The sequence below is a fragment of the Streptomyces davaonensis JCM 4913 genome (assembly GCF_000349325.1).
Classification (GTDB): Bacteria; Actinomycetota; Actinomycetes; order Streptomycetales; family Streptomycetaceae; genus Streptomyces; species Streptomyces davaonensis.
In genome coordinates this window covers 7,257,586-7,273,665 of the sequence record NC_020504.1, presented here as the reverse complement: position 1 = coordinate 7,273,665, position 16,080 = coordinate 7,257,586, and the positions used below count along the sequence as shown (strand labels likewise).

At 71.8% G+C, this 16,080-nt stretch carries 10 protein-coding genes; 3 read left to right on the top strand and 7 right to left on the bottom strand.

The window, feature by feature from the left end; genetic code table 11:
• The first annotated feature begins 267 nt into the window (after window positions 1-267).
• A complete protein-coding gene (locus tag BN159_RS32060) occupies window positions 268-1,104 on the top strand; it encodes a class I SAM-dependent methyltransferase (protein WP_193384348.1) in 837 nt (278 codons plus the stop codon).
• A 4-nt stretch (window positions 1,105-1,108) separates the two neighbouring features.
• Entirely contained in the window at window positions 1,109-3,607 is a 2,499-nt protein-coding gene (hrpB, locus tag BN159_RS32055; protein WP_015661185.1) for an ATP-dependent helicase HrpB, read from the top strand.
• Here hrpB and BN159_RS32050 read toward each other — a convergent pair.
• The 6 genes from BN159_RS32050 to BN159_RS32030 all read right to left on the bottom strand — a co-directional run bounded on the left by BN159_RS32050 (window position 3,589) and on the right by BN159_RS32030 (window position 11,808).
• The gene (locus BN159_RS32050) at window positions 3,589-7,416 is read right to left on the bottom strand and encodes an AAA family ATPase (RefSeq protein ID WP_015661184.1); all 3,828 of its coding nucleotides are present in this window, start codon (window positions 7,414-7,416) and stop codon (window positions 3,589-3,591) included. The two genes, hrpB and BN159_RS32050, sit on opposite strands and share 19 nt — an antisense overlap.
• Window positions 7,413-7,877 (bottom strand): caspase family protein, encoded by a 465-nt coding sequence (locus BN159_RS32045; protein WP_015661183.1) that lies wholly within the window; start codon window positions 7,875-7,877, stop codon window positions 7,413-7,415. Before BN159_RS32045 ends, BN159_RS32050 begins: the two co-directional genes overlap by 4 nt.
• A complete protein-coding gene (locus tag BN159_RS32040; protein ID WP_015661182.1) occupies window positions 7,874-8,731 on the bottom strand; it encodes an alpha/beta fold hydrolase in 858 nt (285 codons plus the stop codon). Before BN159_RS32040 ends, BN159_RS32045 begins: the two co-directional genes overlap by 4 nt.
• 65 nt (window positions 8,732-8,796) lie before the next feature.
• On the bottom strand, window positions 8,797-9,789 hold the full coding sequence (locus BN159_RS32035; protein WP_015661181.1) for a DUF3068 domain-containing protein: 993 nt from the start codon (window positions 9,787-9,789) through the stop codon (window positions 8,797-8,799).
• A 21-nt stretch (window positions 9,790-9,810) separates the two neighbouring features.
• Window positions 9,811-9,945: an SPW_0924 family protein gene (locus BN159_RS45400; RefSeq protein WP_015661180.1), complete on the bottom strand. Its 135-nt coding sequence runs from the start codon at window positions 9,943-9,945 to the stop codon at window positions 9,811-9,813.
• A 141-nt stretch (window positions 9,946-10,086) separates the two neighbouring features.
• A complete protein-coding gene (locus BN159_RS32030; protein WP_015661179.1) occupies window positions 10,087-11,808 on the bottom strand; it encodes a lytic transglycosylase domain-containing protein in 1,722 nt (573 codons plus the stop codon).
• Between the two features lie 283 nt (window positions 11,809-12,091).
• On the opposite strand from BN159_RS32030, the gene BN159_RS32025 reads away from it, so the two are divergent.
• Window positions 12,092-12,922, top strand: coding sequence for a DUF4184 family protein (locus tag BN159_RS32025; RefSeq protein ID WP_015661178.1), 831 nt, complete (start codon window positions 12,092-12,094; stop codon window positions 12,920-12,922).
• A 313-nt stretch (window positions 12,923-13,235) separates the two neighbouring features.
• Here BN159_RS32025 and polA read toward each other — a convergent pair whose 3' ends face one another.
• Complete coding sequence (polA, locus tag BN159_RS32020; RefSeq protein ID WP_015661177.1) at window positions 13,236-15,965, bottom strand: DNA polymerase I; 2,730 nt, start codon at window positions 15,963-15,965, stop codon at window positions 13,236-13,238.
• Between the last annotated feature and the right edge of the window lie 115 nt (window positions 15,966-16,080).

Below are 16,080 nucleotides of genomic sequence, written 5' to 3'. Positions count from 1 at the left end.
ATGCGCCTCGAAAACCGAGGGGACATACAACAGATGCGAGCGCAGCCTGCTATGTCTGAGGTGCGCAGGCCCGCAGCGCAACTTGTAGCATACGGGGGCAGCCGGGCAGGGTCAATGCGCGAAGGCGCACACCCGGGGCGGATCGCCGCATACCCGGCACAAAACCTGTCTCACGAGGCCACGCGCGCGTCATGGCGCCCCATTCATGACGTGTCGCCATGACGGCCGCCGCGACGGGTTGCACGGAAGAGTACGACGAGGGAGCCGATCATCCAAGAGCCCGTATCCACCGATGCCGCCCACGGGTCCGAAGCCGAGCCGGAGGCCACTCGGCGTGCCGCCGGGGTCGCGGAGAGCTCCCGGGCCAACCGGGGCTGGTGGGACCGCAACGCCGACGAGTACCAGATCGAGCACGGCACCTTCCTCGGCGACGAACGTTTCGTCTGGGGCCCCGAGGGCCTGGACGAGGTGGAGGCGGAGCTGCTCGGCCCGCCGGAGGAACTGAAGGGCAAGGCCGTCCTGGAGATCGGCGCCGGCGCGGCCCAGTGCGCGCGCTGGCTGGCCGCGCAGGGCGCGCACCCGGTCGCCCTGGACCTGTCCCACCGCCAGCTCCAGCACGCCCTGCGCATCGGCTCCTCCTTCCCGCTGATCTGCGCCGACGCGGGCGCGCTCCCGTTCGCCGACGCCTCCTTCGACCTGGCGTGCTCGGCGTACGGCGCGCTGCCGTTCGTGGCGGACCCGGTGCTGGTCCTGCGCGAGGTGCGGCGGGTGCTGCGCCCCGGCGGTCGGTTCGTCTTCTCCGTCACCCACCCCATCCGCTGGGCGTTCCCGGACGAGCCGGGCCCCGAGGGCCTGTCGGTGTCCGCCTCCTACTTCGACCGCACGCCCTACGTCGAGCAGGACGAGACGGGCCACGCGGTCTACGTCGAGCACCACCGCACGATCGGCGACCGCGTCCGCGACATCGTGGCGGCGGACCTGCGCCTGGTGGATCTGGTCGAGCCGGAGTGGCCGGCCTGGAACAGCTCGGAGTGGGGCGGCTGGTCCCCGCTGCGCGGAAGCCTCATCCCCGGGACGGCGATCTTCGTCTGCGTACGAGACTGAGCGTGTGATCCGCTACGACGCTCTGGACGCCCTTCCCGTACGCAGTGCCCTTCCCGGACTGACCGACGCCCTGGAGGGACACGGCACGGCGGTCCTCGTGGCGCCGCCGGGCACCGGCAAGACGACCCTTGTCCCGCTGGCGCTCGCCGGGCTGCTCGGCGAGGGGGCGGCGCGTCGGGTCGTCGTCGCGGAGCCGCGCCGGATCGCCGCCCGCGCCGCGGCCCGGCGGATGGCGTGGCTGCTGGGCGAGAAGGTCGGCGAGAGCGTCGGGTACACGGTGCGCGGCGAGCGGGTCGTCGGGCGCCACGCGCGCGTGGAGGTCGTCACGACGGGTGTGCTGGTGCAGCGCCTCCAGCGCGACCAGGAGCTGGCCGGGGTGGACGTCGTCGTCCTCGACGAGTGCCACGAACGCCATCTGGACGCGGACACGGCGGCGGCCTTCCTCTGGGACGTACGGCAGGCGCTGCGGCCGGAGCTTCGTCTTGTGGCCGCGTCGGCGACGACTGACGCGGAGGGCTGGGCACGGCTGCTGGGCGACGCGCCGGTGGTCGAGGCGGAGGGTGTCTCGTACCCGGTCGAGGTGGTGTGGGCGCCGCCGGCGCGTCCGGTAAGGCCGCCGCACGGCATGCGGGTCGATCCGGCGCTGCTGACGCATGTGGCGTCAGTGGTGCGGCGGGCGCTGGCCGAGCGGGACGGGGACGTGCTGTGCTTCCTGCCGGGCGTCGGCGAGATCGCGCGGGTGGCTGGACAACTGGGCGACCTGGGCGGGGTGGACGTTCTCCAGGTGCACGGGCGGGCCCCGGCGGCGGTGCAGGACGCGGTGCTGTCTCCCGGATCCGGGCGCCGTGTGGTCCTGGCGACCTCCGTGGCCGAGTCGTCCCTGACGGTCCCCGGGGTTCGGGTGGTCGTCGACTCCGGTCTGGCGCGGGAGCCGCGCGTCGACCACGCGCGCGGGCTGAGCGCGCTGACGACGGTGCGGGCCTCGCAGGCGGCGGGGCGCCAGCGGGCGGGCCGGGCCGGGCGTGAGGCGCCGGGGGCGGTGTACCGCTGCTGGACGGAGACGGAGGACGCGCGTCTGCCGCGGTTCCCGTCCCCCGAGATCAAGGTGGCGGACCTGACGGCGTTCGCATTGCAGACGGCGTGCTGGGGGGATCCGCCGGCGGCCGGTCTGGCCCTGCTGGACCCGCCGCCCGCGGGTGCGATGGCGGCGGCCCGCGCGGTGCTGTCGGCGATCGGGGCGGTGGATGACTCGGGACATGCGACCGACCGGGGAGCGCGACTGGCCGGGCTGGGCCTGCACCCGCGACTGGGGCGGGCGCTGCTGGACACGTCCGGCGGGGGCGCGGAGGTGGTGGCGCTGCTGTCGGAGGAGGCGCCTCGGGAGTACGGCGACGATCTGTCGGCGGCGCTGCGGGCGGCTCGGCGTGGGGGTGACGGGTACGCGGGGCGGTGGCGGGCGGAGGTGCGGCGGCTGAGGAGTGTCGGCGGGGAGTCGGGTTCCGGCTCCGGAGCAGAGGACGACGCGCTGGCCGGTACCGTCGCCGCGCTGGCGTTTCCCGAGCGGGTCGGCCGGGTCGAGGGTGGGTCGGTGCTGATGGCCTCCGGGACGCGGGCCGAGCTGCGGGAGGGGTCGTCGTTGCGCGGGGCGCCGTGGCTGGCGGTCGCTGTGGCGGACCGTCCGGTCGGCAAGGGGCACGCGCGTGTGCAGCTCGCGGCGGTGGTGGACGAGGAAACGGCCCGGACTGCTGCCGCTCCCCTGTACTCCGAGGGCGAGGAGGTCCACTGGGCGGACGGGGACGTGGTCGCGCGCCGGGTGGAGCGGCTGGGGGCGATCGAGCTGACGGTACGTCCGCTGCGGGACGCCGACCCCGCCCTCGTACGCGATGCGCTGCTTGAGGGGCTGCGGCAGGAAGGGCTGGGTCTGTTGCGGTGGTCGCCGGAGGCGGTCGTACTGCGGCAGCGGCTGGCGTTTCTGCGGATGCGGGTGGGGGATCCGTGGCCCGATGTGTCCGACGATGCGTTGTACGCGCGCGTGGAGGAGTGGCTGGAGCCGGAGCTGAGCCGTTCCCGGCGGCGGGCGGATCTGGCGCGGATCGATGCGGGGGCGGGGTTGAGTCGCCTGCTCCCCTGGGCCACGGGCGACGCGGCCCGGCTGGACGAGCTGGCGCCCGAGCGGCTCACCGTCCCCAGTGGGTCCAGAATCCGGATCGACTACACGAACCCGGAACAGCCCGTCCTCGCCGTGAAGTTGCAGGAGATGTTCGGCCTGCACGAATCGCCGTCGGTCGCGGGGGTGCCGGTGCTGGTCCATCTGCTGTCCCCTGCGGGGCGCCCTGCGGCGGTCACAGCTGACCTCGCGTCCTTTTGGAAGGACGGGTACAGGGGTGTGCGGGCCGAGCTGCGGGGACGGTATCCGAAGCATCCGTGGCCGGAGGATCCGGCGACCGCCGAGCCGACGCGTCACACGGCGGCTCGGGCGCGGCGTCAGGGGGGCGGGAGCTGAAGGGCGAAGAGGGCGTTGGCGGTGGCTACGCCGATGACCTGGTCGTCTACGGGGGCGACTGACCAGATATCGGCTCCCACATGAACGGTGGCGATGGGGTGGGGGGAACCCGGCACAAAGAAGAGGAGACGCTCGTCGGCGGTGGCGGCGGCGAGGAGGTCCCGGGAGCCGGCGAAAACGAGGTCGACGACATCCGCACCGGGCGGGAGTTCCCATTGCTCGACTCCACAGGAGTCAGCGAGGTCATGAATGAGCACAGCATGTGCCTCCCGGCTGGGGTACGCGATCGACGCTCTCCCCTGCCACCGGCCCAGGTCGAACGCGTGGGCTCCACCCATGATCGCGACAGTGCCGTCGGGCGCGGGCTGATCCTCCGGGAAGCGGTAGATTCGGACTTCCTTGGCGCCACCACCGCTGCGGCGGTAAGAGTTGACGCCGAGCCAGAGAGTGCCACCGGCCTCGACGGTACGAAGTCTCATGTCTGCGGGTGCGTCGACGAACCAGCTCTGGATCTTCTTACCGGTGAGGTCCCACAGCATCACCACTTCCTTCAGGGCATTCTGTGTCCCGGCCAGCATCCTCCGCTCGCCCAGGCGGACGACGGTCACATTGGACAGAACAGCCATCCTCCGCCCGTCGACCGGTACGGCTCGCACGTCGGACCTGTCGAGCACCCATGCGTTACGTCGTGAGAGCGCCCCGCCCACCGCGTCGTACACCACGAGTGGCAGGTCGACGTCGGCGGAACGCCCCAGCCACGCTGTGACGACGCCCAACTCGCGCAGCCGTTCCCCCGTGCGCGGATGATAGAGGGCGATATCTGCCCTTCCGGTTGCCAGCACCCGTTGCCCATCGAACTCGGCGGCGACGCATTGCTCGCCAAGTCCTCGATACGTCGGGTAGGAAGGCGTCTCGTTCCACCCGCGTGGGCGCATGTCCCACACCCGGATGCCGGGCCCGTTCCCGGCCGTCACCAGTTCCGGTGCCGCGGTGCCGGCCTGAACCACCGCCGCTGCCTTGATCTTTCCCCCGGTCGGAAGCTCGTGGCGCTGGCCCCAGGCGTCCACCCGCACGAAGGTCTCGGCGCCCCGCACGCAGCGCGTCTCGCCTCCCAAGGTGAAGAAGCCCAGTCCGAGGTCGGTCCCGGGAAGGAACCACTCGGTGACGGTCTTGTGGTGCAGTCCCCTCTCACGGTGAGAGGCGAACATCCGATACCCGCGGGAGGTCGCAACATGAACCTCGCCTTGCAGCACGGCCAGGGCCTGTACCGTATTGCCCCGCGCCGCGCATCCGCCCTGGTTCACGACATACCAGCTCTGCCGAGGGTCGAGGTGCCAAGTGCGCACCTGCGCGTCGTGTCGCCTCCACCATGAGGTGTCCTGCCACGCAGCCCCCACCGCTGCGGCCAGGACCATGTATCTCTCCCCCATGCCGAGCGCCACATGAATGCTGCCGCCGGGCCTCGGTTCCGCCAGTCCGTCGACCCGGGTCAGCTCCCATCCCGTGCGAGCGTCCAGAATCCGCACCTCGCCGGGCTCGCCGACAGCGACGACACAGGTACCGTCGAGTTCGGCCGCGGCCACGGATTCAGGGGCCAGGGCCTTGGTCGGCAGCTCCGGGCCCAGCGGCAGCCCCGTCGACATGTCGATCACCGAGACGGTGAGCCCCGGAGACTTCCCCGTCCGCGTGGTCATCAGGAGCCACGGCTGATCGGTCTCGCCGCAGGCCGAGACACTGCGCACGCTGCCGCCCGTCGGCGACATGAGCTCGCTGAGCCCCTCGCCGGTGGCGGGATCCCACACCCGTATCCGACTGTCGGCCTCCAGCGTGACGATCACCTCCCGCCCTTGCCAGGTCACCACCGCGAGGTCTTCCACCACTGCCTCGGAGTCCCCCAACGCCCGATAGGGCGCCGACGCCGAGTGCGACCACAGCACCTCCCACGGGCGTTCGGGGAACCGGGACCGGATCGCCGCGGCCAGGGACTCCGCGCTCTCCTGAAGTGCCGACATGTGGAGTTGGGCGACCCGGTCTCCCTCCCCCAACCGCTCCGACGCGAGAATCGGCGCACACCGCAGATACGCCGCCCGGGCCGCGACGGAATCGTCGCGGGCGACCACCGGCAGCGCCCGCCGCAGCGCGATCGGCTCCGCCGTCAGCAAGAACTGCGGATCCAGGACCAGTTCGTCCAGTAACCCCGCTGTCGCCGCGTGCGTGGCCGCGTGGGCCCTCAGATAGGGATCCGCGAGCGCCCAGTCCCGCACCCCCGTCTCCGCGTCCACCGGCACCAACGCCAGCAGCGCCCCCGCGACCCGCTCCCCCGTACCCGCCGCCGCCTGTTCGCGCAGCGCGTCCGCGAAGGACTCGTGGTACAGCCGGTACACCGACCGCCCCGCCGCGTCCGTGTCCTCCACGATCAGCTCGATCAGTTCGCCGTCCGCCGACAGCGCCCGCCTGATGTCCTCGGGGCCGACCGGGGCGCCCAGCACCGCCGAGGCCATCGCCTGCCACACCCCCGTCGCGGGCACGCCCTGGCCCTCGGCGAAGGCCAGTGGCGTGAGCAGGGCGCGGGCCCGTTCCTCCTGGCGGGGCATGCGTTCGCGCAGGGCCCAGCTGAAGGCGGCCTCGACGCCTGGGCGGGCGATCTGCTGCGTGAGGGAGGGGAGTTGGCTCTCCCAGCCCTCGACTCCCGTGTTCAGGGGATGCGGCCTCCGCGCCAGGGGGCGGGCGATCAGGCGGGCGCACAGGTAGTTGTCGCCCGCCCGCGCCGACACCGCCGCCGCCACCGGAGCCGCCGACTCCTCCGTGTACGGTCCGCTCGAACCCTCCCCGTCCGGCGCCAGCAGCAGCTTGCGCGCGTACCGTTCGATATCGCCGGGGCCCAGCCAGCGCGGGTCCGCCAGATCGATCCGCGTGAAGGACGGGCCCAACGCGTCCGCCACATGCGGGCGGGCGCCCACCAACAGCCGTACGCAGGGCACTTCGGCCAGTTCGCGCAGAAAGGAGCGGGCGATGGCCTGCGGTTCCTCGTCCGCCCCGGCCGTGCCCGCCTCGTCCAGGGCGTCCACGAGGACGACCAGCCGTTCCGTGCGCTCGCCGAGTGCCGCCAGCAGTTCGCGCCGCCCGGCACCCGGCACGCCCGCCGCGTCGGCGACCCCGGCCACGATGTCGTCCAGCAGTTTGTGCCGGGCGTGGATCGCGGTATCGATGCCCGACACGGGCACAGGCACCAACGGGTCCCCGTCGTCCAGTGACTCCCGTGCCTCCCGGTCCGCCAGCAGCAACAGCCGCCCCAGCAGCGACGACTTGCCCACTCCCGCGCCGCCGGTGACGAGCACACTGCGCCCCAGCTCCGCCGAATCGTCGTCCAACCAAGCCGTCAGCTCGCCCAGCACCGCCGTACGGCCCGTGAAGTACGACGCCGTGCCAGACGGGGCGTCGCTGCCCCGGCCCCGTGGGTCGAAGTGGCTGACCCGTTCCTCCTGGCGTCGTCGCGCCTCGCTGCTCAGCAGCCACACGCGCTGCTCCGCGAGGTCCAGGCCGGCCGGAGTGCCTGGTGTGTAGCGGGGGTTGGGGAAGAAGGGGGTCTCGCCGTCCGCGATCAGGGTGCCGTGGACGGCCTTCTGGAACTCGCCCCGCGTGCGCAGGGTGCGGTTGATGTGCTGGACGATGTCGCTCAGGTGGAGGTGGCGTTGGTGCGGGCCGCCCAGGAGGGGGTCCGCAACCGCCTCTTGCAGGGCTCCGGCGAACGCCCCGTCCGTCGCCAGGTCCTGGGGTCTCGCCGCCGCGATGTACGAGAAGTCCGTCATCGGCCCGCGTCCACCGCGGGCGAGGCCAGGCTCCCGGCGAGGGCCCGCAGCGCGTCCACGGCGCCCTGACCGGCGTAACACGTATCGAGGATCAGGAGGATTCTCGTCAGGCCGTTCTCCGCGAGGATCTCCACGATCCGCTCGGACTCGACGGCGGAGCTGCGCAGTTGGCCGGACTCGCTGTCGCGGCACATCAGGAAGTGGCCCTTGTCGTCGCGTTCGCCGTGACCGGTGTAGTAGAGGACGACTACGTCCTCGCTGCGGTCCGCGCGGCGGGCCCAGTCGGCGAGGCCGCGTCTGAGGCCGTCGGCGGTGGGGTTGTGGAGGCGGTCGCCGTCCTCGTACCCGAGGGTGCGGAACACCTCGGCAACCGTGTCCATGTCCGGTGCCGCGCGGGGCAGCGGGGGCAGTTCGTGGTCGTAGGCGTCGGTGCCGCTGACGACGACGGTACGGCGGGTCATGGCTGGAGTCCGGCTGCTACGGCCGCTCCGGTCGGCGCGGCCGTGAGGTGGGGGACGATGTCGTGGGCGTGGCTGCCGTTGTCGATCAGTACGTCGGTCACGGTCCGGCCGTCAGCCCCCTTGAAGAGCGGGGCCAGTTCCTTGGTGAGGGCCACTACGTCCGCCCGGTCGCAGATGTTCGTCCACTCGCGCAGGACGGGCGGCCAGGTCGCGCTGGGGCGCAGGCGGTCCAGGACCAGGCCGGGGATGCCGAGCGGGGAGCCGAGGGTCACCAGGGCGCGCACCGGCCACTCGGGGTGCGCGCACAGGGCCTCGTAGGCGATGACGCTGCCGAGGGAGTGGGCGACCAGGACCCGGGTGTCGTCGGTGACCACCTCCGCGACGCTGCGCTGGACACGGTCACGGGTCTCGTCCTCGGTGAGGTAGCGGCGGACCTGTTTGAGGATGCCGATGAGGAAGCGGTCGGTGAAGCGGGACGGGAGGAGTCGGCTGATCGCGTGCAGGGCGCGTTGCACGGTCTGCGGGGTCGTGGCCTTCGTCGTCGTCCCGGTCATCGGGATTGGTGGCGGGACCCGGTCGGGGGCTGTGCGGGCCGCCTCCTGCCACCACGCCATCAGCAGCTCGGTTTCCAAGCCCTCGGTCACATCGCGGTGCGTCCAGGCGTAGTCGTCGCTCTTCGCGCCGGGGGGACGGAACCAGTGGCCGTAGAAGGCCACTTCGATGTCCTCGGGCTTCAACTCCGGCGCGGCCGCCGCCCTCATGCCGTCCAGCAGCGCCGGCGCCACTCCCCCGTGCAGGGTGTGCGGTCCCAGGTACTGCTTCCCGATGCCGTGTACGACGACGACCTTGGCCATGACGGCGGCCTCCCCCGATGCTGCGTGCGCCAGTCATGCGGGATCGTACAACTCGGGCGTCGCGCTCAGGCGTTGACCGGTTCCCGTGCGCTGTCCGGAGCGGGTTCCGGGTCCGCCGGGCGGCGGTTGCGGGCCTCCAGCCAGAGGGCGAGGGAGAGCAGGAGGATGCCCAGGGTCAGGAAGCCCCAGGGGAGGTACGACGTCATCATCAGGACCAGGGTGCGGTTGGACTTGACCAGGTCGACGGTGTGGTCGATGTAGTCCTCGCGCATCTTCACGTGCCCGGCGAACGCGGTGACCTTGTCTCGGTCCCCGAGGAGCGTGCCGCCGCGCAGTTCCTCCTTGTGGATCTCCTCGCCGTAGACGGGGGCGCCGGTGAGGGGTTCGACCCAGAACTTGCGGACGGTGGTGTACCAGCGGGTGGTGCCGGTCTCGGCGAGGGACTTCGCGGAGACGCCGTCGACGGGCAACTTCTTGGGGTAGGGCACCTTCGTCCACGGGATGGTCTGCTCGAAGTAGTAGACCTCGACGCCGCGGAAGTTCTCGGTGCCCTTGTAGTGGATCGGCGCGGAGGTGCGGGTCTGGGCGTCGAAGTACTCGTAGGACCGCTTCTCCGTCAGGAACGGCCACTTGAACTCGATGCCCTCGCGGCGCACGGAGTCGCCGTCGACCGTTTCGCCGGTGGCGTGCACGGGTTCCTGGGTGTGGGCGTCGAAGATGTAGCGCTCGGGGATCTGGGAGACCATCTCGCCGTCGGGGCCCTCGACATAGGACAGGCCGTCCCAGACCACGACGTCCCGGCCGGCCGTCTTCTCGATCTTCTCCGAGGCCTCCACGTTGCCCTTGAGGGTCTGCACGATGGTGACCTTGGAGACCTTGCGCGCCTTCATCGTGCCGTAGTCGAGAAGGGTGGCGTCCTTGGCCTCCAGGACCATGTCCTGGTACTGGTTCGCGGGGATCTTGGCCAGGCGCGGGAAGGCGTACCAGCGCAGCATCGGGGACAGCGCGGCGAAGAACACGGCGAAGGCGAGCAGGATCAGACTGGCCTTGCGGCGCATCTCGGCCTCCCTCCCGGGCGGTTACGGGTGTGCGGGCACCGTGGTCAGCATCGGCTTCGGGGAGGTCTCGCCGGTCGGCGTGCCCAGCGCGGTGAGGGTGAACACCAGGGCGAGCGCGACGGCGAGACCGGTGGCTGCGGCGATCAGGGCGCGCACGGTGCCTCCCCACGGACCGGAGCTGATAGGTCGTCAGGTCCGGCACCGTAGCAACGGGCGGGCGAGATGAGAACACGTCGTGCACGACGACGGCGGCGCGCTCCGCTGGGGAGGGCGCCGCCGTCGTCGTGGCAAAGGGGTCTACGCGCTGGGGCTCGCGGACGGCGAGGGTGACTCCGTGGTGTCCGGTGTGGTCGACTCGGCCGCGGCCACGGTCAGTTCGACCGTCAGGGTCGCGCCGCCCGCGGTGTTGATGCGGAGCAGGAAGGTGCCGGTGGTGTCGTCGGCGTACAGCTTCGGCAGCTTGAGCAGGCCGTCGGCGTCCGTCTTCAGGCCGGTGAGGGTGCGTACGGGCTTGCCCTCGGCGTCCTTGAAGTAGGGGCCCTTGTCGTTGGCGGTCGGGTCCTCGGCGGACTTGATCAGGGTGGCGGTGGCCGCGACCTTGTCGGCGACGGCGCCCTTGTAGGTGGCCTTCACCTCCACCTGGTCGGCGAACTCGCCGCCCGGCACGCAGGTCAGCGCCTCCTCGCCGGTGCGGGCGAGGGTGTCGGCGGCGCGCTCGGTGACGGTGGCCGTGTAGTCGAGGCCGGGGATCGAGCGGCCCACGACGGTGGTCCGGACGATGAAGTCGCCGGTCTCCTCGCCCGCCTGGAGCGCGGGCGCCACGGCGGTGCCGCTGCTGTTGGTGAGGGCGGTGGCGTACTTCTCGCCGCCGGTGAAGACCGCGTCGGTGTCGCCGACGATCGTGAAGCGGATGCGCACCTTGGCGACGGCCTTGCCGGCCGAGGTCTCGGCCCGGGTGCTGATCCGCTCGCCGAACGCGTCGCCCGCCATCGCCTTGAGCAGGGCGGTGTCGGCGTCCTCCAGGTGGTGCACCGTGTCGGTGGGCGTCGGCGGGGTCGTGGACGGAGGCGTGCTGGGCGGGGGCGTCGAAGGCGGCGTGCTCGGCGGCGTGGACGGGGGCGTGCTGGGCGGAGTGCTCGGCGACTGCGAGGCGGGGGGCGACGGCTGGACGTTGGCGCCGCTGCCGTCGTCGCTGCGGTCGTCGGGGATCGTGCCGGTGCCGTCGGGGATCTCGTCGACGCCCTTGCGATAGTGCTCCAGCCACGCCAGGACCGTGTTCAGGTAGTCCGTGGAGTTGTTGTAGCTGAGGATCGCGCTCTTGAGGTCGGACGGGTCGGACAGGTCCCAGCCGAAGCGGCACAGATAGCCGCCCGCGGCGAGCGCGGCGTCGTAGACGTTGTTGGGGTCCTTCTCGCCGTCGCCGTTGCCGTCGCGGCCCGCCCACTCCCAGGTGGACGGGATGAACTGCATCGGCCCCACGGCACGGTCGTAGGAGCTGTCCCCGTCGTAGGCGCCGTTGTCGGTGTCGCTGATGCTGGCGAAGCCGTTGCCGTTGAGCTGGGGGCCGAGGATCGGGGAGGTGGTGGTGCCGTCGGCGTTGACCCGGCCGCCGCGGGCGTGGCCCGACTCGACATGGCCGATGGCGGCGAGCAGTTCCCAGGGCAGGTTGCAGCCGGGCTTGGACTCCTGGAGCGAGGCGGCGGCCTGCTTGTAGGCGTCCAGCACGGTCGCGGGTATGCCGGACTCGGAGTCGGTGCCGGTGCCGCCCGTCCCGCCCGCGCTGGGCGAGGGCTTGGGGCTGTCGAGGGGCGGCAGGTCCGTGTAGTACGGCGAGTTGCCGGTCGCGCTGTCGTCCGCGAGGGCGTCCGGGGAGGGCGTGGTGTCGGAGGTGGTCCGTCTGCCCTGGTCGTCGGCCGTCACTCCGGGAGCCTGGGAGCCGGACAGCGCCGCGACCGCGAGCGCGGCCACGGCGGCGGTGGCCGCACCCTTGTACAGCCTCCTGCCGAATTGCGCCGACATAGAGTGAACCCCTCCCGTGGACGCCCGAGCGCCCGTCTCTGTCTGTCCCGTCGCCCTGTTGTGACGAACGACCCGCCGCGGGGGTTGCGCTCATGCGGCCGTTCGGTGGTGCGCCGCGAGCATCCGTCCGTTTTTGTCCGCACGCCGGACGCACTCCCCGCGCGCCGACCCAAGTGACCCTACGACAACTTCCGCGCCTCGGGCACCCGTTCGCGTCCGATATTCACCGGCCGTCCATACGTGATACTTGGCGCGTCGATCACACCCCCAGCGAGGAGCCGCGGTGCCGTTCACCTTGAGCCATGCGGCGGCGGTTCTGCCCGCCGTACGCACCGACGGAACGGGCCGGGGCCGACTGGTCCCGGCCGTCCTCGTGGCGGGCTCCTTCGGCCCCGACCTCACCTATTACGCGGCCAGCGGCGTGCCCGGCGCGATGGAGTTCGGCGATGTCACGCACTCCTTCGCGGGCGTTCTCACGGTCGATGTCGTCCTCAGCTGGGCGCTGGTGGGCCTCTGGCTGCTGGTGCGCGAGCCCTTGGTGGCCCTGCTGCCGCCGTCCCGCCAGGGCCGGCCGGCCGCCCTGCTGCGCTGCGGTGCGCCACGCGCGCGTGTTCGGCCGGATCTGCTGCTGTGGTGGTACGTCTCCGCGGTGCTCGGCTCCCTGACCCACGTGGTGTGGGACGCCTTCACCCACCTCGACCGCTGGGGCATGCGCCTGTTCCCCGTCCTCGGCGAGGAGATCGCGGGGTCGCCTCTGTACTGGTATCTCCAGTACGGCGGTTCCGCGGTCGCCGCGATCGTCATCGCGGTGTTCCTGACGGTGGCGCTACGGCGGGTTCCGGGCGGCGTCGGTCCGGTCGGGGTGCCGGCGCTGTCGGTGCGGGACCGGTGGCTGGCCCTTGTGCCCCTGCTCGGGTTGCCTGTGGTGCTCGCGGTGCTGCGGGCCGTGCGGTGGTGGGCGTACTGGGGGTCACGCGCCAAGCCGTGGGAACTGATTCCGACTCTGTGCTTCGGGGCGGGGGCGGGGCTCGTCCTGGGCGTGCTGGGGTACGCCGTGGCGGTCAGGGTGTGGCGTCCGGCTGCGGTGCGGGACGCGACGCTCGTACTGCGGTAGCGAGGAGGAGCTCCGCCCAGAGGAGGACGGTCGCCGCGGGGTCGGCGGGGATGCGGGGAGTTCCGGCGGCGGGCTCGAAGGTCCGTGCCCTTGGTTTCCGGCGGAGTGTTCGTATGCCCATGCCCGCATCCTGACGGGCCTGGGTGTGGGCTGGCGTCTTTGCAGGGGCCACGCGAGTGATGGTTCTTCGCGTCTGCCTGGTTGTTGTTGTGCTTAGGGGCGCGGGTTGTCTGTGGCGTGTCGCGCCCACGCGGCGGTAGCCGCAAATCGGCACAGCCCCGCGCCCCTGGGGAGTTTCCCTTCCCCTGATTTCCTAGTGCGCCGCCGACTCCCAGTCGGCCCCGTCGCCCACCGACACCCCGAGCGGTACGTCCAGGCTCACCGCGCTGGACATCTGCTCGCGGACCAGGGCCTCCGCCCGCTCCCGCTCGCCGGGGGCGACCTCCAGGACGATTTCGTCGTGGACCTGGAGGAGCATGCGGGTCTTCAGGTCGGCTTCGCGGAGCGCCGCGTCGACCTTGAGCATGGCGATCTTGACGATGTCGGCCGCCGTGCCCTGGATCGGGGCGTTCAGGGCCATGCGCTCGGCCGCCTCGCGGCGCTGCCGGTTGTCGCTGTTGAGGTCGGGCAGGTAGCGGCGGCGGCCGAAGAGGGTCGCCGTGTAGCCGGTCGCGCGGGCCTCGTCGACGGCTCGGCGCAGATAGTCCCGTACGCCGCCGAAGCGCTCGAAGTAGGCGTCCATCAGGGCGCGTGCCTCGCCCGCCTCGATGTTCAGCTGCTGAGAGAGACCGAAGGCCGAGAGGCCGTACGCCAGGCCGTAGGACATCGCCTTGATCTTGCGGCGCATCTCCGCGTCCACCGCGCCGGGCTCGACCGCGAAGACCTGCGAGGCGGCCGTGGTGTGCAGGTCCTCGCCCGAGGTGAAGGCTTCGATGAGGCCCTCGTCGGCGGAGAGGTGGGCCATCACGCGCAGCTCGATCTGGCTGTAGTCGGCCGTCATCAGGGACTCGAAGCCCTCGCCGACCACGAAGCCGCGGCGGATCGCGCGGCCCTCGTCCGTGCGGACGGGGATGTTCTGGAGGTTGGGGTCGGTGGAGGACAGCCGGCCGGTGGCGGCGACCGTCTGGTTGAAGGTGGTGTGGATCCGGCCGTCCGCGGCGATCGTCTTGATCAGGCCCTCGACGGTGACCCGCAGCTTCGCCTGCTCACGGTGGCGGAGCATGATCACCGGGAGCTCGTTCTCGGTCTGGCCCGCGAGCCAGGCCAGGGCGTCGGCGTCGGTGGTGTAGCCGGTCTTGGTCTTCTTGGTCTTGGGCAGGCCCAGCTCGCCGAAGAGGACCTCCTGGAGCTGCTTGGGCGAGCCGAGGTTGAACTCGTGTCCGGCCGCCGCGTGGGCCTCCTTCACCGCCTGCTGCACCGCACCGGCGAACATCTGTTCCATGGCTTCCAGGTGGGCGCGGTCCGCGGCGATGCCGTGCCGTTCCATCCGGGCCAGCAGCGCGGAGGTGGGCAGCTCCATGTCGCGCAGCAGATCGGCGGCGCCGACCTCCTCAAGACGGGCCTCGAAGGCCTCGCCCAGGTCGAGGACGGCACGGGCCTGCACCATCAGCGCCTCGGCCTCGGCGCCGTCGTCCGCGCCGAAGGCGAGCTGGCCGTCGGCCGTGGCGGCGGGGGCCAGCTCGCGGTGGAGGTACTCCAGGGACAACGCGTCCAGGTCGAAGGAGCGGCGGCCCGGCTTGACCAGGTAGGCGGCGAGGGCGGTGTCCATGGTGACGCCGTCCACGCTCCAGCCGTGCTCGGCGAAGACCCGCATCGCGCCCTTGGCATTGTGGAAGACCTTGGGGCGGGCGGCGTCGGCCAGCCAGGCGGTGAACGCCGTCTCGTCGGCCTCGTCCAGCTCGGACGGGTCGAACCAGGCGGCGGGGCCGTCGGGCGTGGCCAGCGCGACCTCGGCGACCGAGCCGGTACCCAGCGCCCAGGTGTCGACGGTGGCGACACCGAGAGCCTGCCCGTCGGCGTGCTCGGCCAGCCAGGGGGCCAGCTCGCCGGTGCCCAGCACCTGGCCGTCCAGCTCCACGCCTTCCGCGACGGCCGGGGTCTCCTCCGCCTCCTCGGAGCCGGGGTCGACGGCCAGCAGCCGCTCCCGCAGGGAGGGGTTACGGATCTCCAGGGTGTCCAGGACCATCGCGACGCCCTTGCGGTCGTACGCGGCCCGCTCCAGGTCGGCGACCGTCTTCGGCAGCTCGACGGTGCGCACCATCTCGGTGAGGCGGCGGTTGAGCTTGACCGCCTCCAGGTGGTCGCGGAGGTTCTGGCCCGCCTTGCCCTTGACCTCCTCGACCCGCTCGACCAGCTCCGCGAACGAACCGAACTGGTTGATCCACTTCGCGGCCGTCTTCTCGCCGACGCCCGGGATGCCCGGCAGGTTGTCGGACGGGTCGCCGCGCAGGGCGGCGAAGTCGGGGTACTGCGCGGGCGTCAACCCGTACTTCTCGATGACCTTCTCCGGGGTGAACCGGGTCAGCTCGGAGACGCCCTTCGTCGGGTAGAGCACGGTCGTGTGCTCGCTCACCAGCTGGAAGGAGTCACGGTCGCCGGTGACGATCAGCACCTCGAAGCCCTCGGCCTCGGCCTGGGTGGCGAGCGTGGCGATCACGTCGTCGGCCTCGAAGCCGTCCACGGCGAAGCGGGAGACATGCATCGCGTCGAGCAGCTCGCCGATCAGCTCGACCTGGCCCTTGAACTCGTCCGGGGTCTTGGAGCGGTTCGCCTTGTACTCGGTGAACTCCTCGGAGCGCCAGGTCTTGCGGGACACGTCGAAGGCGACCGCGAAGTGGGTCGGCGCCTCGTCGCGCAGGGTGTTGGCCAGCATCGACGCGAAGCCGTAGATGGCGTTCGTCGGCTGGCCGGTCGCGGTCGTGAAGTTCTCCGCGGGCAGCGCGAAGAACGCGCGGTAGGCCAGGGAATGCCCGTCCATGAGCATCAGTCGCGGACGGCCGCCGCCGGGGGTCGTTTCGGTCTTCTTCGATGCTGTCTCTGCCACGTCCCCGATCCTGCCACGCCGCACTGACAGTGGGGGCCCACCGCCGGATCGGCGGTGCCCGACCGGATCGCGCAAGCATCGCTCGCGTCGGGTGCGCAACCCGGGGCCGACCGGT